The organism is Micromonospora sp. FIMYZ51, from assembly GCF_038246755.1.
In the GTDB taxonomy this organism is placed as follows: Bacteria; Actinomycetota; Actinomycetes; order Mycobacteriales; family Micromonosporaceae; genus Micromonospora.
The window spans coordinates 394,615-412,254 of record NZ_CP134706.1 but is presented as its reverse complement, the minus strand read 5'-3'; the positions used below and the strand labels follow the sequence as shown (position 1 = coordinate 412,254).

The 17,640-nt window shown below is 71.2% G+C and carries 14 protein-coding genes; 10 read left to right on the top strand and 4 right to left on the bottom strand.

Translation table 11 applies throughout. From position 1 onward, the window contains the following. Positions 1-52: 52 nt before the first annotated feature. The 6 genes from QQG74_RS02020 (at position 53) to QQG74_RS01995 (ending at position 5,546) form a co-directional block, all read left to right on the top strand. Complete coding sequence (locus QQG74_RS02020) at positions 53-772, top strand: hypothetical protein (protein WP_341718595.1); 720 nt, start codon at positions 53-55, stop codon at positions 770-772. After that, a complete protein-coding gene (locus QQG74_RS02015) occupies positions 769-1,035 on the top strand; it encodes a hypothetical protein (protein WP_131054015.1) in 267 nt (88 codons plus the stop codon). The genes QQG74_RS02020 and QQG74_RS02015 overlap by 4 nt, the downstream gene beginning before the upstream one ends. Then, the gene (locus QQG74_RS02010) at positions 1,035-2,810 is read left to right on the top strand and encodes a replication initiator (RefSeq protein ID WP_131054014.1); all 1,776 of its coding nucleotides are present in this window, start codon (positions 1,035-1,037) and stop codon (positions 2,808-2,810) included. The genes QQG74_RS02015 and QQG74_RS02010 overlap by 1 nt, the downstream gene beginning before the upstream one ends. A 27-nt stretch (positions 2,811-2,837) precedes the next feature. Further along, positions 2,838-3,110, top strand: a complete 273-nt coding sequence (locus tag QQG74_RS02005; protein ID WP_131054013.1) for a helix-turn-helix domain-containing protein — start codon at positions 2,838-2,840, stop codon at positions 3,108-3,110. Then, entirely contained in the window at positions 3,110-4,381 is a 1,272-nt protein-coding gene (locus tag QQG74_RS02000) for a site-specific integrase (protein WP_236145806.1), read from the top strand. Before QQG74_RS02005 ends, QQG74_RS02000 begins: the two co-directional genes overlap by 1 nt. Positions 4,382-4,736: 355 nt before the next feature. Next, the gene (locus QQG74_RS01995; RefSeq protein ID WP_341718594.1) at positions 4,737-5,546 is read left to right on the top strand and encodes an HAD-IB family hydrolase; all 810 of its coding nucleotides are present in this window, start codon (positions 4,737-4,739) and stop codon (positions 5,544-5,546) included. Positions 5,547-5,667: 121 nt separating this feature from the next. Here the strand turns inward: QQG74_RS01995 and QQG74_RS01990 are convergent, their stop codons facing one another. After that, the gene (locus tag QQG74_RS01990; RefSeq protein ID WP_341718593.1) at positions 5,668-6,414 is read right to left on the bottom strand and encodes an oxidoreductase; all 747 of its coding nucleotides are present in this window, start codon (positions 6,412-6,414) and stop codon (positions 5,668-5,670) included. Between the two features lie 259 nt (positions 6,415-6,673). Here QQG74_RS01990 and acs point away from each other — a divergent pair, with 259 nt between their 5' ends. From acs to QQG74_RS01975, 3 genes are all read left to right on the top strand, one after another. Beyond that, the gene (gene acs / locus QQG74_RS01985) at positions 6,674-8,668 is read left to right on the top strand and encodes an acetate--CoA ligase (protein ID WP_341718592.1); all 1,995 of its coding nucleotides are present in this window, start codon (positions 6,674-6,676) and stop codon (positions 8,666-8,668) included. A gap of 292 nt (positions 8,669-8,960) precedes the next feature. Further along, positions 8,961-11,366: an immune inhibitor A domain-containing protein gene (locus QQG74_RS01980; protein ID WP_341721105.1), complete on the top strand. Its 2,406-nt coding sequence runs from the start codon at positions 8,961-8,963 to the stop codon at positions 11,364-11,366. A gap of 92 nt (positions 11,367-11,458) precedes the next feature. Then, positions 11,459-12,391, top strand: a complete 933-nt coding sequence (locus QQG74_RS01975) for an alpha/beta hydrolase (RefSeq protein ID WP_341718591.1) — start codon at positions 11,459-11,461, stop codon at positions 12,389-12,391. 61 nt (positions 12,392-12,452) lie between these two features. Here QQG74_RS01975 and QQG74_RS01970 read toward each other — a convergent pair whose 3' ends face one another. Further along, entirely contained in the window at positions 12,453-12,818 is a 366-nt protein-coding gene (locus QQG74_RS01970; RefSeq protein WP_341718590.1) for a hypothetical protein, read from the bottom strand. Continuing rightward, a complete protein-coding gene (locus tag QQG74_RS01965) occupies positions 12,815-15,868 on the bottom strand; it encodes an SseB family protein (protein WP_341718589.1) in 3,054 nt (1,017 codons plus the stop codon). Before QQG74_RS01965 ends, QQG74_RS01970 begins: the two co-directional genes overlap by 4 nt. Before the next feature lie 152 nt (positions 15,869-16,020). Here QQG74_RS01965 and mycP point away from each other — a divergent pair, with 152 nt between their 5' ends. Beyond that, a complete protein-coding gene (gene mycP / locus QQG74_RS01960) occupies positions 16,021-17,250 on the top strand; it encodes a type VII secretion-associated serine protease mycosin (RefSeq protein ID WP_341718588.1) in 1,230 nt (409 codons plus the stop codon). Between the two features lie 85 nt (positions 17,251-17,335). On the opposite strand, the gene QQG74_RS01955 is transcribed toward mycP, so the two are convergent. Further along, complete coding sequence (locus QQG74_RS01955) at positions 17,336-17,629, bottom strand: WXG100 family type VII secretion target (RefSeq protein WP_341718587.1); 294 nt, start codon at positions 17,627-17,629, stop codon at positions 17,336-17,338. Positions 17,630-17,640 lie beyond the last annotated feature (11 nt).

Below are 17,640 nucleotides of genomic sequence, written 5' to 3'. Positions count from 1 at the left end.
TCGGCGTCATCCTGCTCATCGGCATCGCCATGGCCTACATGGGCGGTGTCCGATGAACCGTCAACCCACCACCGGCACCCGAATCGAGGGTGTCGTCCTGGTCCTCATCCTGTTCGTCGTCGCCGGCTTCGCCGGTGCCGCCTCTTTCACCCACGTCAAGGACTGGACTCTCGACAACTCCCCGGCCGGAACCGGGGAATGGTTCGGCTGGGCCAACGCCGTCATCTCCGAACTCGTCCCCATCGCCTGCCTGCTGACCATCCGGCGTCGTCGCCGGATCGGTGCTCCCATCGGCTACCCCCTGTTCCTGCTCATCGCCGCCGCCGGTCTCTCCCTCGCCGCGCAACTCGCGGTCGCCAAGCCGGGCATCTCCGGCTGGCTGCTCTCGGCCGTACCCGCCCTGGCCTTCATGGCCCTGGTCAAACTCGTCCTCGCACCCGTCAAGGGCGACAATCCCACCGCGCCGGCTGTCGAGCCAACCGAGCCGATCCGGGCTGAGGTGGCCGAGCAGGTCACCACTGAACCGGCACCGCCGGCTGCTCTCACCATCGACCCGCAACCCCGTCCGGCTATCCAGCCCACCATGCCGGCCACCGAGCCGGAGCCGGTCGAGGTGCCGACTCACCTCCTGCCCATGGCCCGGTTCGCCGCCGTACAGCACGAGCAGAACACCGGGTCACCGATCACTGCCGTCGAGCTGGCCGATCGGCTCGACATCGCCCCGGCCGTCGCCGGGCAACTCCTCGTCACCCTGACCGGTGATGCCCGATGACCATCTACCTCGTCGACATCGAACAGGTCGTCCACACCTGCCCCGTCCACCCCGACGGGCACCCCTACGACATCCGACGGACCGTCGTCGACGTCATCCCCGGCGGACCCTGCCGGGCACCGGTCACCGTCCGCTGCGGCGGACAGACCGTCCAGATCCCGTGCCACCGGCACGAGCCGGCCAAACGCCAGTGCGGCGCCTGCCGGGTCATCGTCACCGAACGCACCATCACCACCCGCACCCCGAACGGGACTGCGGCTTGATGGCCTCGACGCTGGACCTCACACCCCGCGCTTCGGCCCGGGGTGTGGGCTCGAACGCCGACACCATCGTCTACGACTACACCGCCGCCGGGGCCGCCTTCACCCGTGCCACCCGACCGGACTACTTCGGCTGGATCGAGCATGTCCGCGCCGCCGCTGGTTGTACCCGCCCGATCCGGCTCGCCGGCCAGCTCCTCACCGTCGAACCGGCCACCGGACGCGTCGTCGAGCAGCGACACACCGACGCCATGCCCGACGCGGTCATCTACACCGCCTGCGGCAACCGGCGCGCCACCGTCTGCCCATCCTGCGCCCACACCTACCAACGCGACGCGTACCAGCTCCTACGCGCCGGCCTCGTCGGCGGCAAGGGCGTCCCCGACACCGTCACCCAACACCCGGCCGTGTTCCCCACCTTCACCGCCCCATCCTTCGGGCCGGTCCACGTCCGCGCGGTCCGCAAGCACACCTGCCGGGACCGCAAGCGCTGCGACTGCCGCCCCGACCCCTGCCACGCCCGCCGCGCCGACGACCCCACCGCCGGCCACTGCCCACACGGCCGCCCCGCCGTCTGCTGGGCACGACACGAGCCCGGTGACAGCGTCCTCGGTCAGCCGCTGTGCCTGGACTGCTACGACCATGACCACCAGGTCGTCTGGAACCTGTACTCCGGCGAGCTGTGGCACCGCACCAAACAAGCCGCGGAACGGCACCTGGCCAAGCTCGCCCGTCGCCGCGGCATCCCGCGCGTCCAGGTCACCACCGCCTCAGGCAACATCCGGACGGTCCCACCGGTCCGGCTGTCGCACGGCAAAGCGGCAGAGTTCCAAGCACGCGGCGCGGTCCACTTCCACGCCCTCGTCCGCCTGGACGGCGTCGACCCCGACGATCCCGCCGCCGTCGTCCCACCACCGGCCGCGTTCACCGTCGACGACCTCGTTGACGCGCTCCGGCACGCCGCCGCACAGGTCGCCTTCACCACCCCCGACCACCCCGACCAGCCCGCCGGCTGGCCAATCGCCTGGGGCGAGCAGCTCGACATCCGACCCATCACCCTCACCGGCCAAGGTGAGGTCACCGACAGCATGGTCGCCGGCTACCTTGCCAAGTACGCCACCAAGAGCACCGAGGTAACCGGGCACCGCTCCACCCGCCTCACCGCCGACACCATCGGGGACCACGCCGACCCCGACGGCGACCACACCGCCCGCCTCATCGATGCCTGCTGGCGACTCGGCCGGCCCACCGGCACCCCCGTGCCACTGTCCCAGCGGCCCCGCGACCACCGACCCCGCCCCGGCTTCGTCCCGCGCTGGGAGTGCCCCGACTGCGGTACCCACACCCGATACGCCGCCTGCCCGGTCTGCGTCGCCCAACGTCAAGCCGCCCTTGACACCGAATCGACGAAACCGGCCAACACCAACCCGTACGCCCGGCTACGCCGCTGGGCGCACATGCTCGGCTTCGGCGGCCACTTCCTCACCAAAGCCCGGCGGTACTCCGTCACCTTCCAACTCCTGCGCGACACTCGCCGCGCCCACCGGCAGCACGAGGAACACGGGCACCCGACAGACGGCCGCCAGCTCGGCGACGAGAACACCACCCTCATCGTCGGCACCCTCACCTTCGCCGGTGTCGGCTGGCACACCACCGGTGACGCCCTCCTCGCCAACACCGTCGCCGCCATGGCCAGAGAGCGACAAGCCGCCGGCCGCGAGGAACTCGCCCACGAACTCGGCACCACCCCGGCCGGCACCGCGCCGGCTGCTGCCTGACCCGAGAGACCTGAGGAGGTCACCGTCATGAGCACCACCGCCCGCCCGGCTCCCGTCGTTCGGCTCGTCCCTCGTACCGGGACAACCGTCGTCGAGCCGGTCACCTACACCGTGCGTGAGGTCGCCAAGCTGCTGGGGATCTCGCTCGGCAGCACGTACGCCCTCGTCCGTGACGGCACGATTCCGGCGACCCGTCTCGGTGGTCGCTGGCTGATCCCCCGTGTCCGGTTCCATGCCTGGCTTGACGGCATCGCAGAGGAACCCACCGCCACCGGCACCGAGCATGGTCGGGGGCGCTGATGGGCTTCGTACGCAAGACTCCGGCCGGGACCTTCCGCGCCTGCTGGCGTGACCCTGCCGGTCAGCAGAAGTCGAAGAGCTTCCGCACGAAGCGGGAGGCCAATGCCTATCTGGTGGAGGTTGAAGGCAGCCTGAACCGGGGCACCTACGTCAACCCGCACGCCGGCCGCACCCGCTTCGGTGATTTCGCCCAACAGTGGCTCGCTACCCGCTCGGTCGAAGCGCGCACCACCGAGCGAACCGTGTCCCTGCTCCGGGCTCATGTCCTGCCCAAGTGGGGTGACTGGCCACTCGGGAAGGTCGACTTCATGTCGGTGCAGGAGTGGGTGACCGGGCTTGCCCGCGAACTTGCTCCCGCCACTGTGGCCAAGTGCTACCAACTGCTCTCGATGATCCTCCGTACGGCTGTTCAGGCGCGGCTGATCGCGGTCGACCCCGCCGAGGGCGTCAAGCTGCCCCGTGACCGGTCCCGCGACGTCAAGCCGGTCACGATCAGTCGAGAGGACTTCTTCGGCAAGCTGCTCCCGGCGGTACCGCCTCGCCATCGTGCGATCGTCTGCGCCGCTGCCGGGGCTGGGCTCCGCTGGGGCGAGTGTGCGGGCCTCACCTGGTCGTCTGTCGACCTCGACCGGGCATCGCTGCGCGTCGTCCAGGTCGCCGAGGAGACGCACGGCGGGATCGTGCTGCGCCCGTACCCGAAGAGTCGCGCCGGAGTGCGGACCGTGCCGCTGCCCGGCTTCCTCGTCGACGCGCTGCGCCAGCTGCACGCCGCCGCCGACAACCCGGACCCGCGCACGCTGGTCTTCCGCGACCGGGTCGGGCGCCCACTGCGCCGGTCGAACTTCCGCCGCCGGGTCTGGCTGCCCTCGCTGGTCCGCGCCGGCCTGCTCGGCCAGGTCGTCGACGCCGGCCCACATCGGTACCGTGCGCTCTGGCCCGACCGGGAAGGCGTCGAGTGGTCGGCGGAGTTCACCACCGAGCGGGAAGCGGTCGCCTGCGTCGCGAGCAAGGCTGTCGGTGGGATGCGCTTTCATGACCTGCGGCACGCCTACGCCACCTGGCTGGTCACCGACGGCGTTCCGATCAACCTGGTGCAGCGGGTCATGGGCCACGAGCAGGCTTCCACCACGCTCAACCGCTACACCCACACGCCGGACGACTACGCCGCCCGCGTCCTGGCCGCGTTCAACGCCTCTGCTGCCTCTCTGCTGCCTCCGACCTCGGAAACGCCGCAGAATGAGGCCGCCGACGAGATCGGAGACGACCTGTGACCAGCACCGGGACACTCACGGCGCAAAGGGACGACCCCCGTCGGGGGGAGACGGGGGTCGTCGGGGGTTCGGCTCCGGGGGGGTCGAGCCGAACCCGCTCAGCGGTCACGGGGGGTGCAACCGCCGAGGGCCTGCGGTGTTGTCCGAGTAATGAGTGCTCGTCTTAGTGACAAGTCTGCCTGAGCGAACCTGTGTACGTCGAGTGGTGTAGCCTCCACTCCCTGCGAATTCCGGTTCGGAGAGTGTGACCGCAGTCACTCTTCGCAGGCGCAATACGGGCCGGCCCGCAGGTCCAAGCGGTCTTCGGCCCCCGGGCACCCGCCGACGATAGACCATCGGGCTAGACTTTCGCGCCGTGGGCCGAAGTGCCGCTTTCTTCGATCTGGACAAGACCGTCATCGCCAAGTCGAGCGCCTTGGCGTTCGGTAGGCCGTTCTACCGGGACGGCCTGATCACCCGGCGTGACGTGGTCAAGTCGGCGTACGCGCAGCTGATGTTCCGGCTGGGCGGCACCGACGAGCAGACCATGGCCCGGACGCGGGACTACCTTGCCACGCTCTGTAAGGGGTGGCAGGTGGAGCAGGTTCGTCAGATCGTCGCGGAGACGCTGCACGAGCTGATCAACCCTTACGTGTACGCCGAGGCCGCCGCCCTGATCGAGGAGCACCAGGCGGCCGGCCGGGACGTCGTGCTGGTCTCCGCCTCGGGCGAGGAGATGGTGCGGCCGATCGGCGCCCTGCTCGGCATCACCGACGTGATCGCCACCCGGATGGGTGTGCTGGACGGCCGGTACAACGGCGAGGTCGAGTTCTACGCGGCCGGGCCGAGCAAGGTCGAGGCGGTAAGCGAACTCGCCGCCGAGCGCGGGTACGACCTGGCCGACTCGTACGCGTACTCCGACTCGTACAGTGATCGGCCGTTGCTGGAGTGCGTGGGGCATCCGACGGTGGTCAACCCGGACCGGCAGCTGCGCAGGTTGGCCGTGGAAAACGCCTGGCCGGTGCTGGAGTTCCGGCACCCGATCCCGCTGGGCCGGCGGCTGCGGGAACGACCTGCCGTCCCGGTCGCCGCAGCGGCGCTCGGTGTGGGCGTCGGCGTGGCGATCGGCATCGCCTGGTACGGCCGGCACCGCCGCCAGGTCCGCGCCAGCGCCACCCCGGCCTGAGCCCTCCCCGCCAGCCACCCGGTGGCCCGAGCCTGCGCCACCCCCGACGGCCCGAGCCTGTGCCACCCGAGCGGCCTGAGCCGCGCAACCGGGCTGGCCCGTCGGCCGTCGCCGCAGTCCGTCAGGTGGCGGCCAGCACCTCGTCGCCGATTTCCCGGAGCTGGTCGGCGCCCACCTCGATGGCGGCCATGTAGTGGCGTAGCCAGGAGCGCAGCCCGTCGGGGGTGCCGGTGGCGAAGGCGCCGGCCGCACCGACGTACTCCGGTTCCCGCTCGCGGTGGCCGACGTCGACGGCGAGCAACCCACGCGGGTCGAACCCGCTGGAGAGCAGGACCAGGCGGGCCGCGCCCCGGGCCACCACGCCGGAGGGGCCGGCGAACGGGCGCAGGTTCAGCAACTCCCCGTGTACGACGGCGGCCAGCACCAGCGGGGCGACCTTCGTGCCGCCGGCCGCCAGCTGGGCCAGGCCGTCCAGCCGGGCGGCGACCACCGGATCGTCGATCGGCCGGCCCAGCTCGGCCTCGGCGACCAGGTCCCGGGCGGCGAGTACGTGCAGTTTCGCAAGCGCCTGCCGGGGGGCCTTGGGCCAGAGGTCGCTCAGGCCGGGCAGCGCCCCGGCGACCCGCAGCGCGCCCTGGAGCACGGGTTCGGTGACGGTGCCGGCGCGTACCGCCTCCCGCTCGTGCACCCGGCCTTCGAGGGCGGCGCTGGCCACCGCGGACCGCAGGCTCACCTCGGCGGCGACCTGGCCGCCGTGCCGGCGCAGCGCCCGGTGGCCGAGGGCCTGGTCGAAGCGGGCGCGGGCCTGCTCGACGGCGTCGGCGACGTCGGCGAGCGCGAGCAGCGGCGCGAGCGGGTCGGTCGTCACCCCGTCACGTTATCGACCGCAGCGTCCGGCCCGCGCCGCAGTCACCGGCGACGCGACGCGCGCCACCGGCAGCGAGGTGTTAATAGGGGGCCCTTCCTCTACACCAGGCGTTAATAAGGTGCCCTTCCTTACATCTCGGCGCTTGGGAGGGGCCGTTGGGCGACGGGGGCGGGAGGGTTCGGTCGCCTCGGTCGTTCGCCCCGGCTAACCTGCCCGGAGGAGACGCAGGTCACCCCCCGAGCGACGAGGAGATCACGGCATGAGTGAGGCATTGGCCAATCTGCTGAACGAGACGCGCCAGTTCCCGCCGCCGGCCGAACTCGCCGCTGCCGCCAACGTCACCGCCGAGGCGTACGCCGAGGCCGAGACCGACCGGCTGGCCTTCTGGGAGCAGCAGGCCGGGCGACTGAGCTGGGCGAAGCAGTGGGACCAGGTGCTGGACTGGTCGAATCCGCCGTTCGCGAAGTGGTTCGTCGGTGGGCAGCTGAACGTGGCGTACAACTGTCTCGACCGGCATGTCGAGGCCGGCCGGGGCGACAAGGTGGCGATCCACTGGGAGGGCGAGCCGGGCGACACCCGCACCATCACGTACGCCGAACTGCACCAGCTCACCTGCCAGGCGGCGAACGCGCTCACCGACCTCGGGGTGGTCGCCGGTGACCGGGTGGCGATCTACCTGCCGATGATTCCGGAGGCGGCGGTCGCGATGCTGGCCTGCGCCCGGATCGGCGCCACCCACAGCGTGGTCTTCGGCGGTTTCTCGGCCGAGTCGCTTACCAACCGGATCCAGGACGCCTCGGCCAAGGTGGTGATCACCGCCGACGGTGGTTACCGGCGCGGCAAGCCGTCCGCGCTGAAGCCGACGGTGGACGAGGCGGTGGCAAACTGCCCGTCGATCGAGCACGTCCTGGTGGTCCGCCGCACCGGCGAGGAGGTCGCCTGGTCGGCGAAGGACCACTGGTGGCACGAGACGGTGGAGCCGGCGTCGACCGAGCACACCGCCGAGGCGTTCGACGCCGAGCACCCGCTCTTCATCCTCTACACCAGCGGCACCACGGCCCGCCCGAAGGGCATCCTGCACACCACCGGCGGCTACCTGACCCAGGCGGCGTACACGTCCTACGCGGTCTTCGACCTGAAGCCGGAGACGGACGTCTACTGGTGCACCGCGGACATCGGCTGGGTGACCGGCCACTCCTACATCGTCTACGGTCCGCTCGCCAACGGCGCGACCCAGGTGATGTACGAGGGCACCCCGGACACCCCGCACAAGGGACGCTTCTGGGAGATCGTCGACAAGTACCGGGTCACCATCCTCTACACCGCCCCGACCCTGATCCGGACCATGATGAAGTGGGGCGAGGACATTCCCGCCGGCTTCGATCTCTCCTCGTTGCGGCTGCTCGGCAGCGTCGGTGAGCCGATCAACCCCGAGGCGTGGATGTGGTACCGGCAGCACGTCGGGCGGGGCGAACTGCCGATCGTGGACACCTGGTGGCAGACCGAGACCGGCAGCATGATGATCTCGCCGTTGCCGGGGGTGACCGCCGCCAAGCCCGGTTCGGCGATGACCCCGCTGCCCGGCATCGTCGCCGACGTGGTCGACGACCAGGGCCAGTCGGTGCCGAACGGTGGCGGCGGCTACCTGGTCCTGCGCGAGCCGTGGCCGTCGATGCTGCGCACCATCTGGGGTGACGACAACCGGTTCATCGAGACGTACTGGTCCCGGTTCGGTGCGGGTGCGAGCGGAAACGCCGACGACCCGTGGATCTACTTCGCCGGTGACGGGGCGAAGAAGGACGACGACGGGCACGTCTGGCTGCTCGGCCGGGTGGACGACGTGATGCTGGTGTCGGGGCACAACATTTCCACCACCGAGGTCGAGTCGGCGCTTGTCTCGCACCCGTCGGTGGCCGAGGCGGCGGTGGTCGGCGCCACCGACCCGACCACCGGCCAGGCGATCGTCGCGTTCGCCATTCCGCGCGGCACCACGGACATCTCCGGCGCGGCAGGTGAGCAACTCATCGCCGACCTGCGCAACCACGTGGCGAAGACGCTCGGACCGATCGCCAAGCCCCGGCAGATCATGCTGGTGCCGGAGCTGCCGAAGACCCGGTCCGGCAAGATCATGCGCCGGCTGCTGCGGGACGTGGCGGAGAACCGTTCCCTTGGTGACGTGACCACGTTGCAGGATTCGTCCGTGATGGAGCTGATCGCCTCCGGCATGGGTGGCGGCAAGTCCGACGAGGACTGACGGCAGGCGTACGACCCGACGGGTGGCGGTCCGCACGGACCGCCACCCGTCGGCGTGTCGGTAGGTGCGTCGGGCGGCAGGGTGGCCGGGGCGGTGGGCGCCGCGAAGTCGGCGGGTCGACGACGGTCGCTGGGAAACAAACAAGCACCAAATCGATGCAGACCCCTTCCCACCAGTCCCAGTAGTGCCTAAGTTCACCAGTGGCCCCAGTTTGCGGAGGCCATTTCACCGGCCCACAACCCCCGATGGGCCGGTTCCCTCGATCCGGAGGTACCACGTGCGGAAAGTCGCAGTGGGTCTGCTCGGGCTCTCGTTGACGGCGACAGGTCTGACGGTCGGCGCATCCGCCGCCGCCGCACCGGTGGCGCAGCCACCAGCTGCCGCCCCGTCGGTCGCCGAGCCCGCCCACGCCGAACACGACCTGCCGAACCCGCTTGAGGAGAAGCGTCGCGCGCTGCGTCAGGAGGGCCTGAGCGAGGTGCTCTCGGGCCGCGCCAAGCCAGAACGGATCAACGGCAGCACGGTGGTCAAGGTCGGTGACCGGGCCGTCCGTGGCGGCAAGGCCGGTCGCAACGCCAAGACCACCAAGGGCGGCAAGGGTCCCACCGAGAGGCAGTACGTCGAGCTGTCCCGGGAACGGACCGACCAGATCTTCGTCATCCTCGCCGAGTTCGGCGACGAACGGCACCCGAACTACCCCGACCAGGACACCGACCCGGACGTTCCCGGCCCGGCCCGGTTCGACGGGCCACGGCACAACGAGATCCCGGAGCCGGACCGGCGGGTGGACAACTCCACCGTCTGGCAGCCGGACTACGACGCCGACCACTACCGCAAGCTCTACTTCGGCACCGGGCCGGGCGACGAGTCGGTGAAGCAGTACTACGAGGCCCAGTCCTCGGGCCGCTACAGCGTCGACGGCGTGGTCACCAACTGGGTGAAGGTCGACTACAACCAGGCCCGGTACGGCCGTTCCAACGGCTACCCGTGCGGGGACATCGTCTGCTCCAACGTCTGGGCGCTGGTGCGGGACGCGGCAAACCAGTGGGTCGCCGACCAGAAGGCCGCCGGCCGCAGCGACGCGGAGATCGCCGCCGACGTGCGGGCGATGGACCAGTGGGACCGGTACGACCACGACGGCGACGGTGACTTCAACGAGCCGGACGGCTACATCGACCACTTCCAGATCGTGCACGCCGGTGGTGACATGGCCGACGGTGACCCGATCTACGGCGAGGACGCCATCTGGAGCCACCGCTGGTATGCGTACGCCTCCGACCAGGGGCGTACCGGCCCGCCGAACTTCCCGGCCGGCGGCACCCAGATCGGTGACACCGGCATCTGGATCGGCGACTACACCATCCAGCCGGAGAACGGCGGCCGTAGCGTCTTCTACCACGAGTACGCCCACGACCTCGGTCTGCCGGACGACTACAACGTGATCAGTGGCGGCGACAACAACAACGAGCACTGGACCCTGATGGCCCAGAGCCGGCTCGGCGCCAAGAACGACGGCGGCATCGGCGAGCGCGGTGGCGACCTGGGCGCATGGAACAAGCTCCAGCTCGGCTGGCTCGACTACGAGGTGATCGTGGCCGGGCAGAAGCGCACCCTGGTCCTCGGCCCGCAGGAATACAACACCAAGGAGGCCCAGGCCGCCGTGGTGGTGCTGCCCGAGCGGGAGTACACCTTCGACAACGGCGCGCCGTTCGAGGGCAGCAAGCAGTTCTTCTCCGGCAACGCCGACGACCTGAACAGCACCCTGACCCGGACGTTCGACCTGGCCGGGAAGTCGTCGGCGACGCTGTCGCTCAAGGGTCGCTACAGCATCGAGGAGGAGTACGACTATCTCTTCTTCGAGACCTCGATCGACGGTGGGCAGACCTGGACGCCGCAACCCGGCACGGTCGACGGTGAGCCGTTGAAGGAGATCTCGCCCGGCCGGTTCGCGCTGGACGGCAGCTCCGACGACGAGTGGGTGGACATCGAGATTCCGCTGGACGCGGTGGTCGGCAACCAGGTCGGCTTCCGGCTGCGCTACCAGACCGACGGCGCGGTCTCCGAGGGCGGCTTCTTCGGTGACGCCATCACCCTGACCGCCGACGGCGAGACCGTCTTCACCGACGGTGCCGAGGACGGCGGGACGGGTTGGACGCTGGCCGGCGGCTTCGAGGTGGTCGAGGAGAGCTACACCCGCAGCTTCGCGAACTACTACATCGCGGGCACCCGGCAGTACATCTCGTACGACAAGTACCTCAAGACCGGCCCGTACTTCTTCGGGTACGCCAACACCAAGCCGGACTACGTGGACCACTACCCGTACCAGGAGGGTCTGCTGATCTCGTACTGGAACACCCGGTGGGCGGACAACGACACGTTCGCGCACCCGGGCGAGGGCCGGAACCTGATCATCGACTCCCGTCCCCGGCCGATCTACAACCTGACCGGCCAGCCCTGGCGGGCCCGGATCCAGGTCTACGACGCGCCGTTCAGCCTGAAGAAGGCGGATTCGTTCACGCTGCACCTGAACAGCCAGCCGCAGTACATCCGTGGGCAGGCCGCGCAGCCGCTCTTCGACGACACCAAGCAGTACTGGTTCCCGGAGCTGCCGAACCACGGCGTCAAGCTGCCGGCCACCGGCACCAAGATCAAGGTGCTCGAACAGAACGGCATCTACACCAAGGTCCGGTTCTCCTGAGCCGCTGAGCGACAAACGATGCCCCGGGCAGGGTCACCTGCCCGGGGCATCGCGCGCCGGGCGAGCGGCACCGGGGTCATAGGCTGTCGGGCATGACCGAGCAGCGCGGCGGTGCCGTCGACGAGTCCTGTGTCCTCACCGAGGGGCCGTGGACGCACCGGTTCGTCGGCGCCAACGGCAGCCGGTTCCACGTCGTCGAGGCCGGAACCGGGCCGATGGTGCTCTTCCTGCACGGCTTTCCCGAGCACTGGTGGGCCTGGCACCAGATGCTTCCGGCGGTCGCCGACGCCGGCTTCCGCGCCGTCGCCGTCGACCTGCGCGGCTACGGGGCCAGCGACAAACCACCCCGGGGGTACGACGGTTACACCCTCGCCGCCGACGTGGCCGGGATGATCCGGGCCCTCGGTGAGCGTTCGGCGACCGTGGTCGGCACCGGCGCGGGCGGCATGATCGCCTGGACCGTGGCGTCGTTCCATCCCACGCTGGTACGCCGGCTGGTGGTGCTCGGCGCGCCGCATCCGCTGCGGCTGCGCGCGGCGATCTTCGCCGATCCGCGCGGTCAGTTCACCGCCTCCACGCCCACGTTGAAGTTCCAGCTGCCCCGCTACGAGCACGTGCTCACCCGGGACGAGGGCCGGGCGGTGGAGGAGATCCTGCGCCGCTGGGGTGGCCCCCGCTGGGTCACCGGCCCGGATTTCGCCGGGTACGCGCAGCGCTACCGGGAGGCCATCCGGATCCCGCAGGCGGCCTTCTGCGCGCTGGAGGGCTACCGGTGGGCGTTCCGGTCGGTGCTGCGGCTACACGGCTACCGGTTCGTCAAGTTGATGCAGCGACCGCTTGTCACGCCCACCCTGCAACTGCACGGCGCGCTGGACGAGGCGTCCTTGCCGCGTACCGCCCAGGGCTCGGGTCGCTACGTCAGCGCCGCGTACGAGTGGCGGCTGCTCAACGAGATCGCACACTTCCCGCATCTGGAGGCACCGGAGCTGGTGCTGGGCGAGGTGCTGCGCTGGGCGAAGTCGTGAACCCGGCCGGCCACCCGCGGTGCCGCCGGAACTCGTCCCCGCCGTTTCGCGCAGACGGCTCTCAGACCCGCTGTTCACGCAGGTCGGTGACCTCGGTGACGGGCGCCCATCCCTGGTATACGCCGAAGTCGAAGGACTCCAGGCGCATCGCCTGGGCGACCGGCCAGCGGCCACCGGTGTACTCGACCCGGAGCCAGCCCTCGTGCTCGCCGAGCACAATGAACGGCTGGCCCTGCCAGGTGCAGGTCGTCCGCACGTACGCCAGTTCCTCGATCTCGCTGGTCGGGACGACCCGTACGTACCGGCCGGGCCGCACCTCGACGAACCCGTCACCCGGCTCCGACCGGTAGAGCCGGGTTTCACCGCCGGCCGGGCTCGCCGGGTACTCCCGGCCCTGCCAGCGGGCCACGTAGCCGTCGCGCATCACTGCTCACCGACCCGTTGCCAGGAGAGGGTGTCCGCGTCGAGGACGGCCACCAGGCGTTCGGTGCCGTCCGCGCCGAGGCGCAGCAGCTGTGCCCCGTGCGGCAGCCGGACGCTGTCCACCTTGAACTCGGCCAGGACATCGCTGCTCTCGCCCGGGGCGAAGCCGTTGCCCCGGAACGGCGGGCGTTCGATGACCCAGCCCTCCATGGCCCGCATGGCGGCCTCGTTCTGCCCGCCGTACGGGATCCGGTAGAGGCTCGGTCGGTATGCCGGCCAGCGCAGCACGTAGATCTCGTCGGCGCCCGGGTCGAACGGTGACTCCGGGTGGTGCAGGCCGAGCGCACGGTACAGCTGGGCCGGAGTGGTGAGGTGAGCCAACTCGGTCGCCCGGTGCACGAAACCGGAGACCCGGTCGTAGCCGCGTTCCAGGTAGTAGCCGAGTTGGCTCGGCGCGATCGCCTTCTGCATCACGATCGGCCGCGCGGGGTCGGCGGCGGTGGTGGCTTTTCGTTGCCCGATGGACGGCGCGGGCGGCTCGGCGCTCGGCTCGGGCTCGTTCTCGGGGTCGTCGCCCAGGCCCAACTCGGTCGCCCAGTTGGCCAGCCCGACGATCTGCTCACCGGGCAGCTTCGCGCCGACCGGCGTACCAGGATTGACCGCGAACGACCACGACGGGTCGGGCCATTGACGGATCAACTGGACGAAGCGAACCTGGATCGTGTCGGCCGCCGGGTCGGTGTGGTCGGCGAAACGCTGCGGCGAGGTGTAGCCGAGGACGAAGGTCTGGCCGTCCAGTTGCACGGCCGGCCAGACGAAGCCCGGCTCGCCGGGCCGGCTGCCCGGCGCGGAGTCAGCGGCCACCGGCATCAGGACCCGGGCCAGCAGCAGGGTGGACAGGAACGTGTCGGTGTTGCCGGCGTCCGCCGCGCTGAGCAGTTCCTCTTCCACCCCGTTGGCCGGCTGGAACTCGGCAACGACAACCGTGGGCTCCGCCGCCACCGGCTGAGTCGACACCGTCGGCTCCGCCGCCACCGGCTGAGTCGGCACCGTCGACTCAGCCTGCCCGGCGGCGACCGGCTCCGGCGCGACCGGCACCGTCGGCTCCGCTCGCGCACCGGCCAGCGGCTCGGCTGCCACCGGGAAGATCGGCTCGGTCGGCTCCGCCGCCACCGGCTGAGTTGGCACCTGGGAGATCGGCTCGGTCGGCTCCGCCGCCACCGGCTGAGTTGGCACCTGGGAGATCGGCGCGGTCGGCTCGGCTGCCACCGGGGAAATCCGCGCGGTCGGCTCGGCTGCCACCGGGAAGATCGGTGCGGTCGGCTCGGCTGCCACCGGGAAGATCGGTGCGGTCGGCTCGGCTGCCACCGGGAAGATCGGTGCGGTCGGCTCGGCTGCCACCGGGAAGATCGGTGCGGTCGGCTCGGCTGCCACCGGGAAGATCGGTGCGGTCGGCTCCGCCTGCGCATCGGCCGTCGGCTCCGGCGTAAGCGGCACCGTCGGCTCCGGCTCGACCCTCGGGCCCGGCATGGTCCGCTCGGCCTCGGGTCGGGCCGTCGGGCTTTCTCCGGCGGACGGGTGGCTGCGCTCCTCAGTGCTCGGTGCCGTGCTCAGGTCCCGGGCCTCGATGATGGTGCCCTCGATGACGATCGGCGTGAAACCGCGCCGCGTTGCGGGCGGGCCGGAGACCGGCTCCGCGATCGACGGCGGCGCTTGCGCCGCGTCCTCCGTTGGTCGGCGGCGGGGCAGCGCCTGGGTGGCCTCCGTGTCGGCACGGTCCATACCAGGCGGGGCCATCCGGCCGGCCAGTCCCAGCGGGCGGGTCGGATCCGACGACGAGGCATCCTGCGATGGCAGCGGCTGAGTCGCCTCCCCGCCCGAGCCCGGCCGCGCCGCGCCCGCCGAACGGTCATCGACCGGCCGGTCGTCGTCGGTGAAGACGAAGGCTCGCGGGTCACCCGCGCCGGCCGGTTTGGCAGCCGGGCCACGCCGGGGAAACGGCTGCCCGCCCCGGCCGAATCGGGACGGCGGGGTGGCTCGATCAGCCAGCCGGTCGCTACGGGAGGCCGGCCGCTCGGCCGCCGGTTCGAAGAACGACCGCCGGCTCGGCTGATCGACGCCGGGTTCGGTGGGACGGCCGTTGGTCGCCGGTCCGGGCCTTTCGGGAGCCGCCGGCCAGCCCCGCTCCGGAGCGCCGACCTCCTCGGTACGGAACGGCATCGGTCGACGCGGCGGTACCTTGCCGGGGCCGTCCGGCCGGACACCGCCGAGCGATGGGCCCAGGCCGGCAGGTCGAGCCGGTGCCGCGGCCTCCGGCCGTTCGCCACCGAACGCAGCCGGTCGGCTGCCGCCAGTCGGTCGCGGACCATCCGGCGCGATCCGGTTGCCGTCCGGGTGCTCCGGTGCCGAGCCGGCGGGGCGCCCCCGGTGGGGAACGCCGAGCGTGCTCGGCGTTACCGGCACCTCGGGCAGGTGAAAGGCCGCAGGGACCACCGGCGGCGGGGCGGGACTCGGGCCGACGTCGGCCGGTCGTCGGGCCGGCGGCGGGGTCGGGGCGGCCGGGGTGGGGGTGGCCGGGGCGACGCTGGCCGCCGGACCGGCCTCACGCGAGCGGTTCAGCGCCTCGACGCGTTCCAGCCGGGCTCGGGCACCCACCGTCCGGCCGGGCAGCCGGACGTCGCCACGGGACAGTTGGGAGACGTACCAGGCAGGTAGGTAGCCCTCGATCGGCAGGCCGGGATTTACCGCCAACCACCATTCGTGATTCGGCCAGTTCGTCGCCAACTCCGGGTAGCCGATGCGACGGTTGGGCACGGCGTGCTCACCGAGGCAGGCCCGGATCGCCTCGATGGAGGTGAAGGCCAGTACGTGGGTGCGACCACCGGTGGTCCAGGTGCCCCAACCCGCCGGTGCGTGACCGGCCGTCGCCTGGGTCGAGATCGGCAACAGCAACTCGACGCGGGACAGGATGCGGAAGTAAAGCTGCTGGTCGTTGCTGCGCAGCGCGTCCCGCATTGCCGCCTCGGCCTCGGTGGCCGGCTCCCAGTCGGTCACGGCCACCCCTCCTCCCGGGCACAGGCCATAGGTATCGGTTACAACCTACAAGGTGACTTCAAGATCACGATGTCACCCCGGCTGCGGCACGCCAGGTGAACCGGGAGGAGATAACATTCCGTTCCGGTGTCGCCACGATACGGAGGTGGTCGATGTCCCGGTGCAGCGCTCGCCTGCTTCTCGTGGGTCTGGCCGCCGCCCTACTCGCCGGCCCGACAACCAGCGGGCCGATTCAGCTCAGCGGGTCGATCCAGCTGGCCGGTATGCAGAGCAGCCCGCACTGCGCGTCGTCACCACCCGCCCCGGTCCGGCCGGTCGCCGCCGTCCCATGGCCCCAGCAGCGGTACGCCCCGGAGCGGCTGGCCCCCCTGGCGACCGGAGCGGGAGTGACCGTGGCGGTGGTCGACTCTGGCGTGGACCGGCGGCACCCACAGCTCGCCGGGCGCGTGTTGACCGGCACCGACCTGCTCGACCCGGGCGGCGACGGGACCCTGGACTGTGTCGGCCACGGCACCGGGGTGGCGAGCATCATCGCCGCCGTACCGCGCGACGGCATCGCCTTCCGTGGACTGGCCCCGGATGCCCGGATCCTGCCGGTGCGCGTCAGTGAGCAACAGGTCGTGGACGGCCGGGGTTCGGGGCGTACGGTCGGCCCGGACGACCTCGCCCAGGCGATCCGCTGGGCGGTGGAGAACGGCGCCGACGTGCTCAACCTTTCCGTCGTGCTGTACGCCGATCATCCCGCGGTACGGGCGGCGGTCGCCGACGCGGTCGCGCGGGACGTGGTGGTGGTCGCCGCCGCCGGCAACCTGCACGGCAACGGGGATCCGCGCCCCTATCCGGCCGCGTACGACGGGGTGCTCGGGGTCGGTGCGGTGGGCGCGGACGGGATGCGGGCGGCCTTCTCCCAGGCCGGCTCCTATCTCGACCTGGTCGCCCCCGGCACCGACGTGCTGATCGCGGCTCCGGGGCGGGGCCACCACCAGGCCGAGGGAACCAGCTACGCCGCGCCCTTCGTCGCCGCGACCGCGGCACTGCTGCGTCAGTACCGTCCGGAGCTGACCGCCACGGAGGTGGCCGCCCGGATCGTCGCGACCACCGACCCGGCACCGGACGGCGGGTACGGCGCGGGCGTACTGAATCCGTACCGGGCGGTCACCGAGGCCAGCGGCGTGCCGAAGCCGGCCGGACCGGTGACCGTACTCGCCGACGACCGGGCCGATCCGGCGCTGCTCGCGCAGCAGGCCCGGCGGGTCGACGCCCGGCAGCGCGCGGTCTGGCTGGCCGTCGCCGGTGTGCTGGTGGCGGCCGGTATCGCGCTGGCGGCCGTGGTGGTGCCCGCCGGTGCCCGCCGCCGCTGGCGCCCCGCCGACCCACGCTGAGCAGACCGGCACCGCGCAGACCGACCAGGGTGACCGGCTCGATGGGGCGGTGGACTGACGCCGGCCGGGGGCGGCCGGCGTCAGCTCACTGGAACAGGCCGACGTTCTTCTTCTCGGTGTCGAGGTAGTCGGCTGCGGACTCGTCCACCGCCAGCTTGATGTCGCGCAACATCACCTGGAGATCCTGCGAGGCGTTACGCCAACGGGCCTGCCGCTGCTCGTACGCCTGCTGCGCCTCGCCGGACCAGGAGGCCACCAGCGGAGCGGCATCCCGTTCCAACTGGCCAAGCTGCGAGTCGAGCGTGTTCAACGCCCGCTGAATGTCCGCGCTGGCCTGCTGCAACGCGGCGAAGTTGACGACCAGCACACCGTGCTCCATCGGAGGTCTCC

Excerpts from the sequence above, each read along its gene's own strand:
- QQG74_RS02020 (WP_341718595.1), top strand. The coding sequence starts at position 53 with ATGAACCGTCAACCCACCACCGGCACCCGAATCGAGGGTGTCGTCCTG.
- QQG74_RS02015 (WP_131054015.1), top strand. The coding sequence starts at position 769 with ATGACCATCTACCTCGTCGACATCGAACAGGTCGTCCACACCTGCCCC.
- QQG74_RS02010 (WP_131054014.1), top strand. The coding sequence starts at position 1,035 with ATGGCCTCGACGCTGGACCTCACACCCCGCGCTTCGGCCCGGGGTGTG.
- QQG74_RS02005 (WP_131054013.1), top strand. The coding sequence starts at position 2,838 with ATGAGCACCACCGCCCGCCCGGCTCCCGTCGTTCGGCTCGTCCCTCGT.
- QQG74_RS02000 (WP_236145806.1), top strand. The coding sequence starts at position 3,110 with ATGGGCTTCGTACGCAAGACTCCGGCCGGGACCTTCCGCGCCTGCTGG.
- acs (WP_341718592.1), top strand. The coding sequence starts at position 6,674 with ATGAGTGAGGCATTGGCCAATCTGCTGAACGAGACGCGCCAGTTCCCG.
- QQG74_RS01975 (WP_341718591.1), top strand. The coding sequence starts at position 11,459 with ATGACCGAGCAGCGCGGCGGTGCCGTCGACGAGTCCTGTGTCCTCACC.
- mycP (WP_341718588.1), top strand. The coding sequence starts at position 16,021 with ATGTCCCGGTGCAGCGCTCGCCTGCTTCTCGTGGGTCTGGCCGCCGCC.
- QQG74_RS01955 (WP_341718587.1), bottom strand. The coding sequence starts at position 17,629 with ATGGAGCACGGTGTGCTGGTCGTCAACTTCGCCGCGTTGCAGCAGGCC.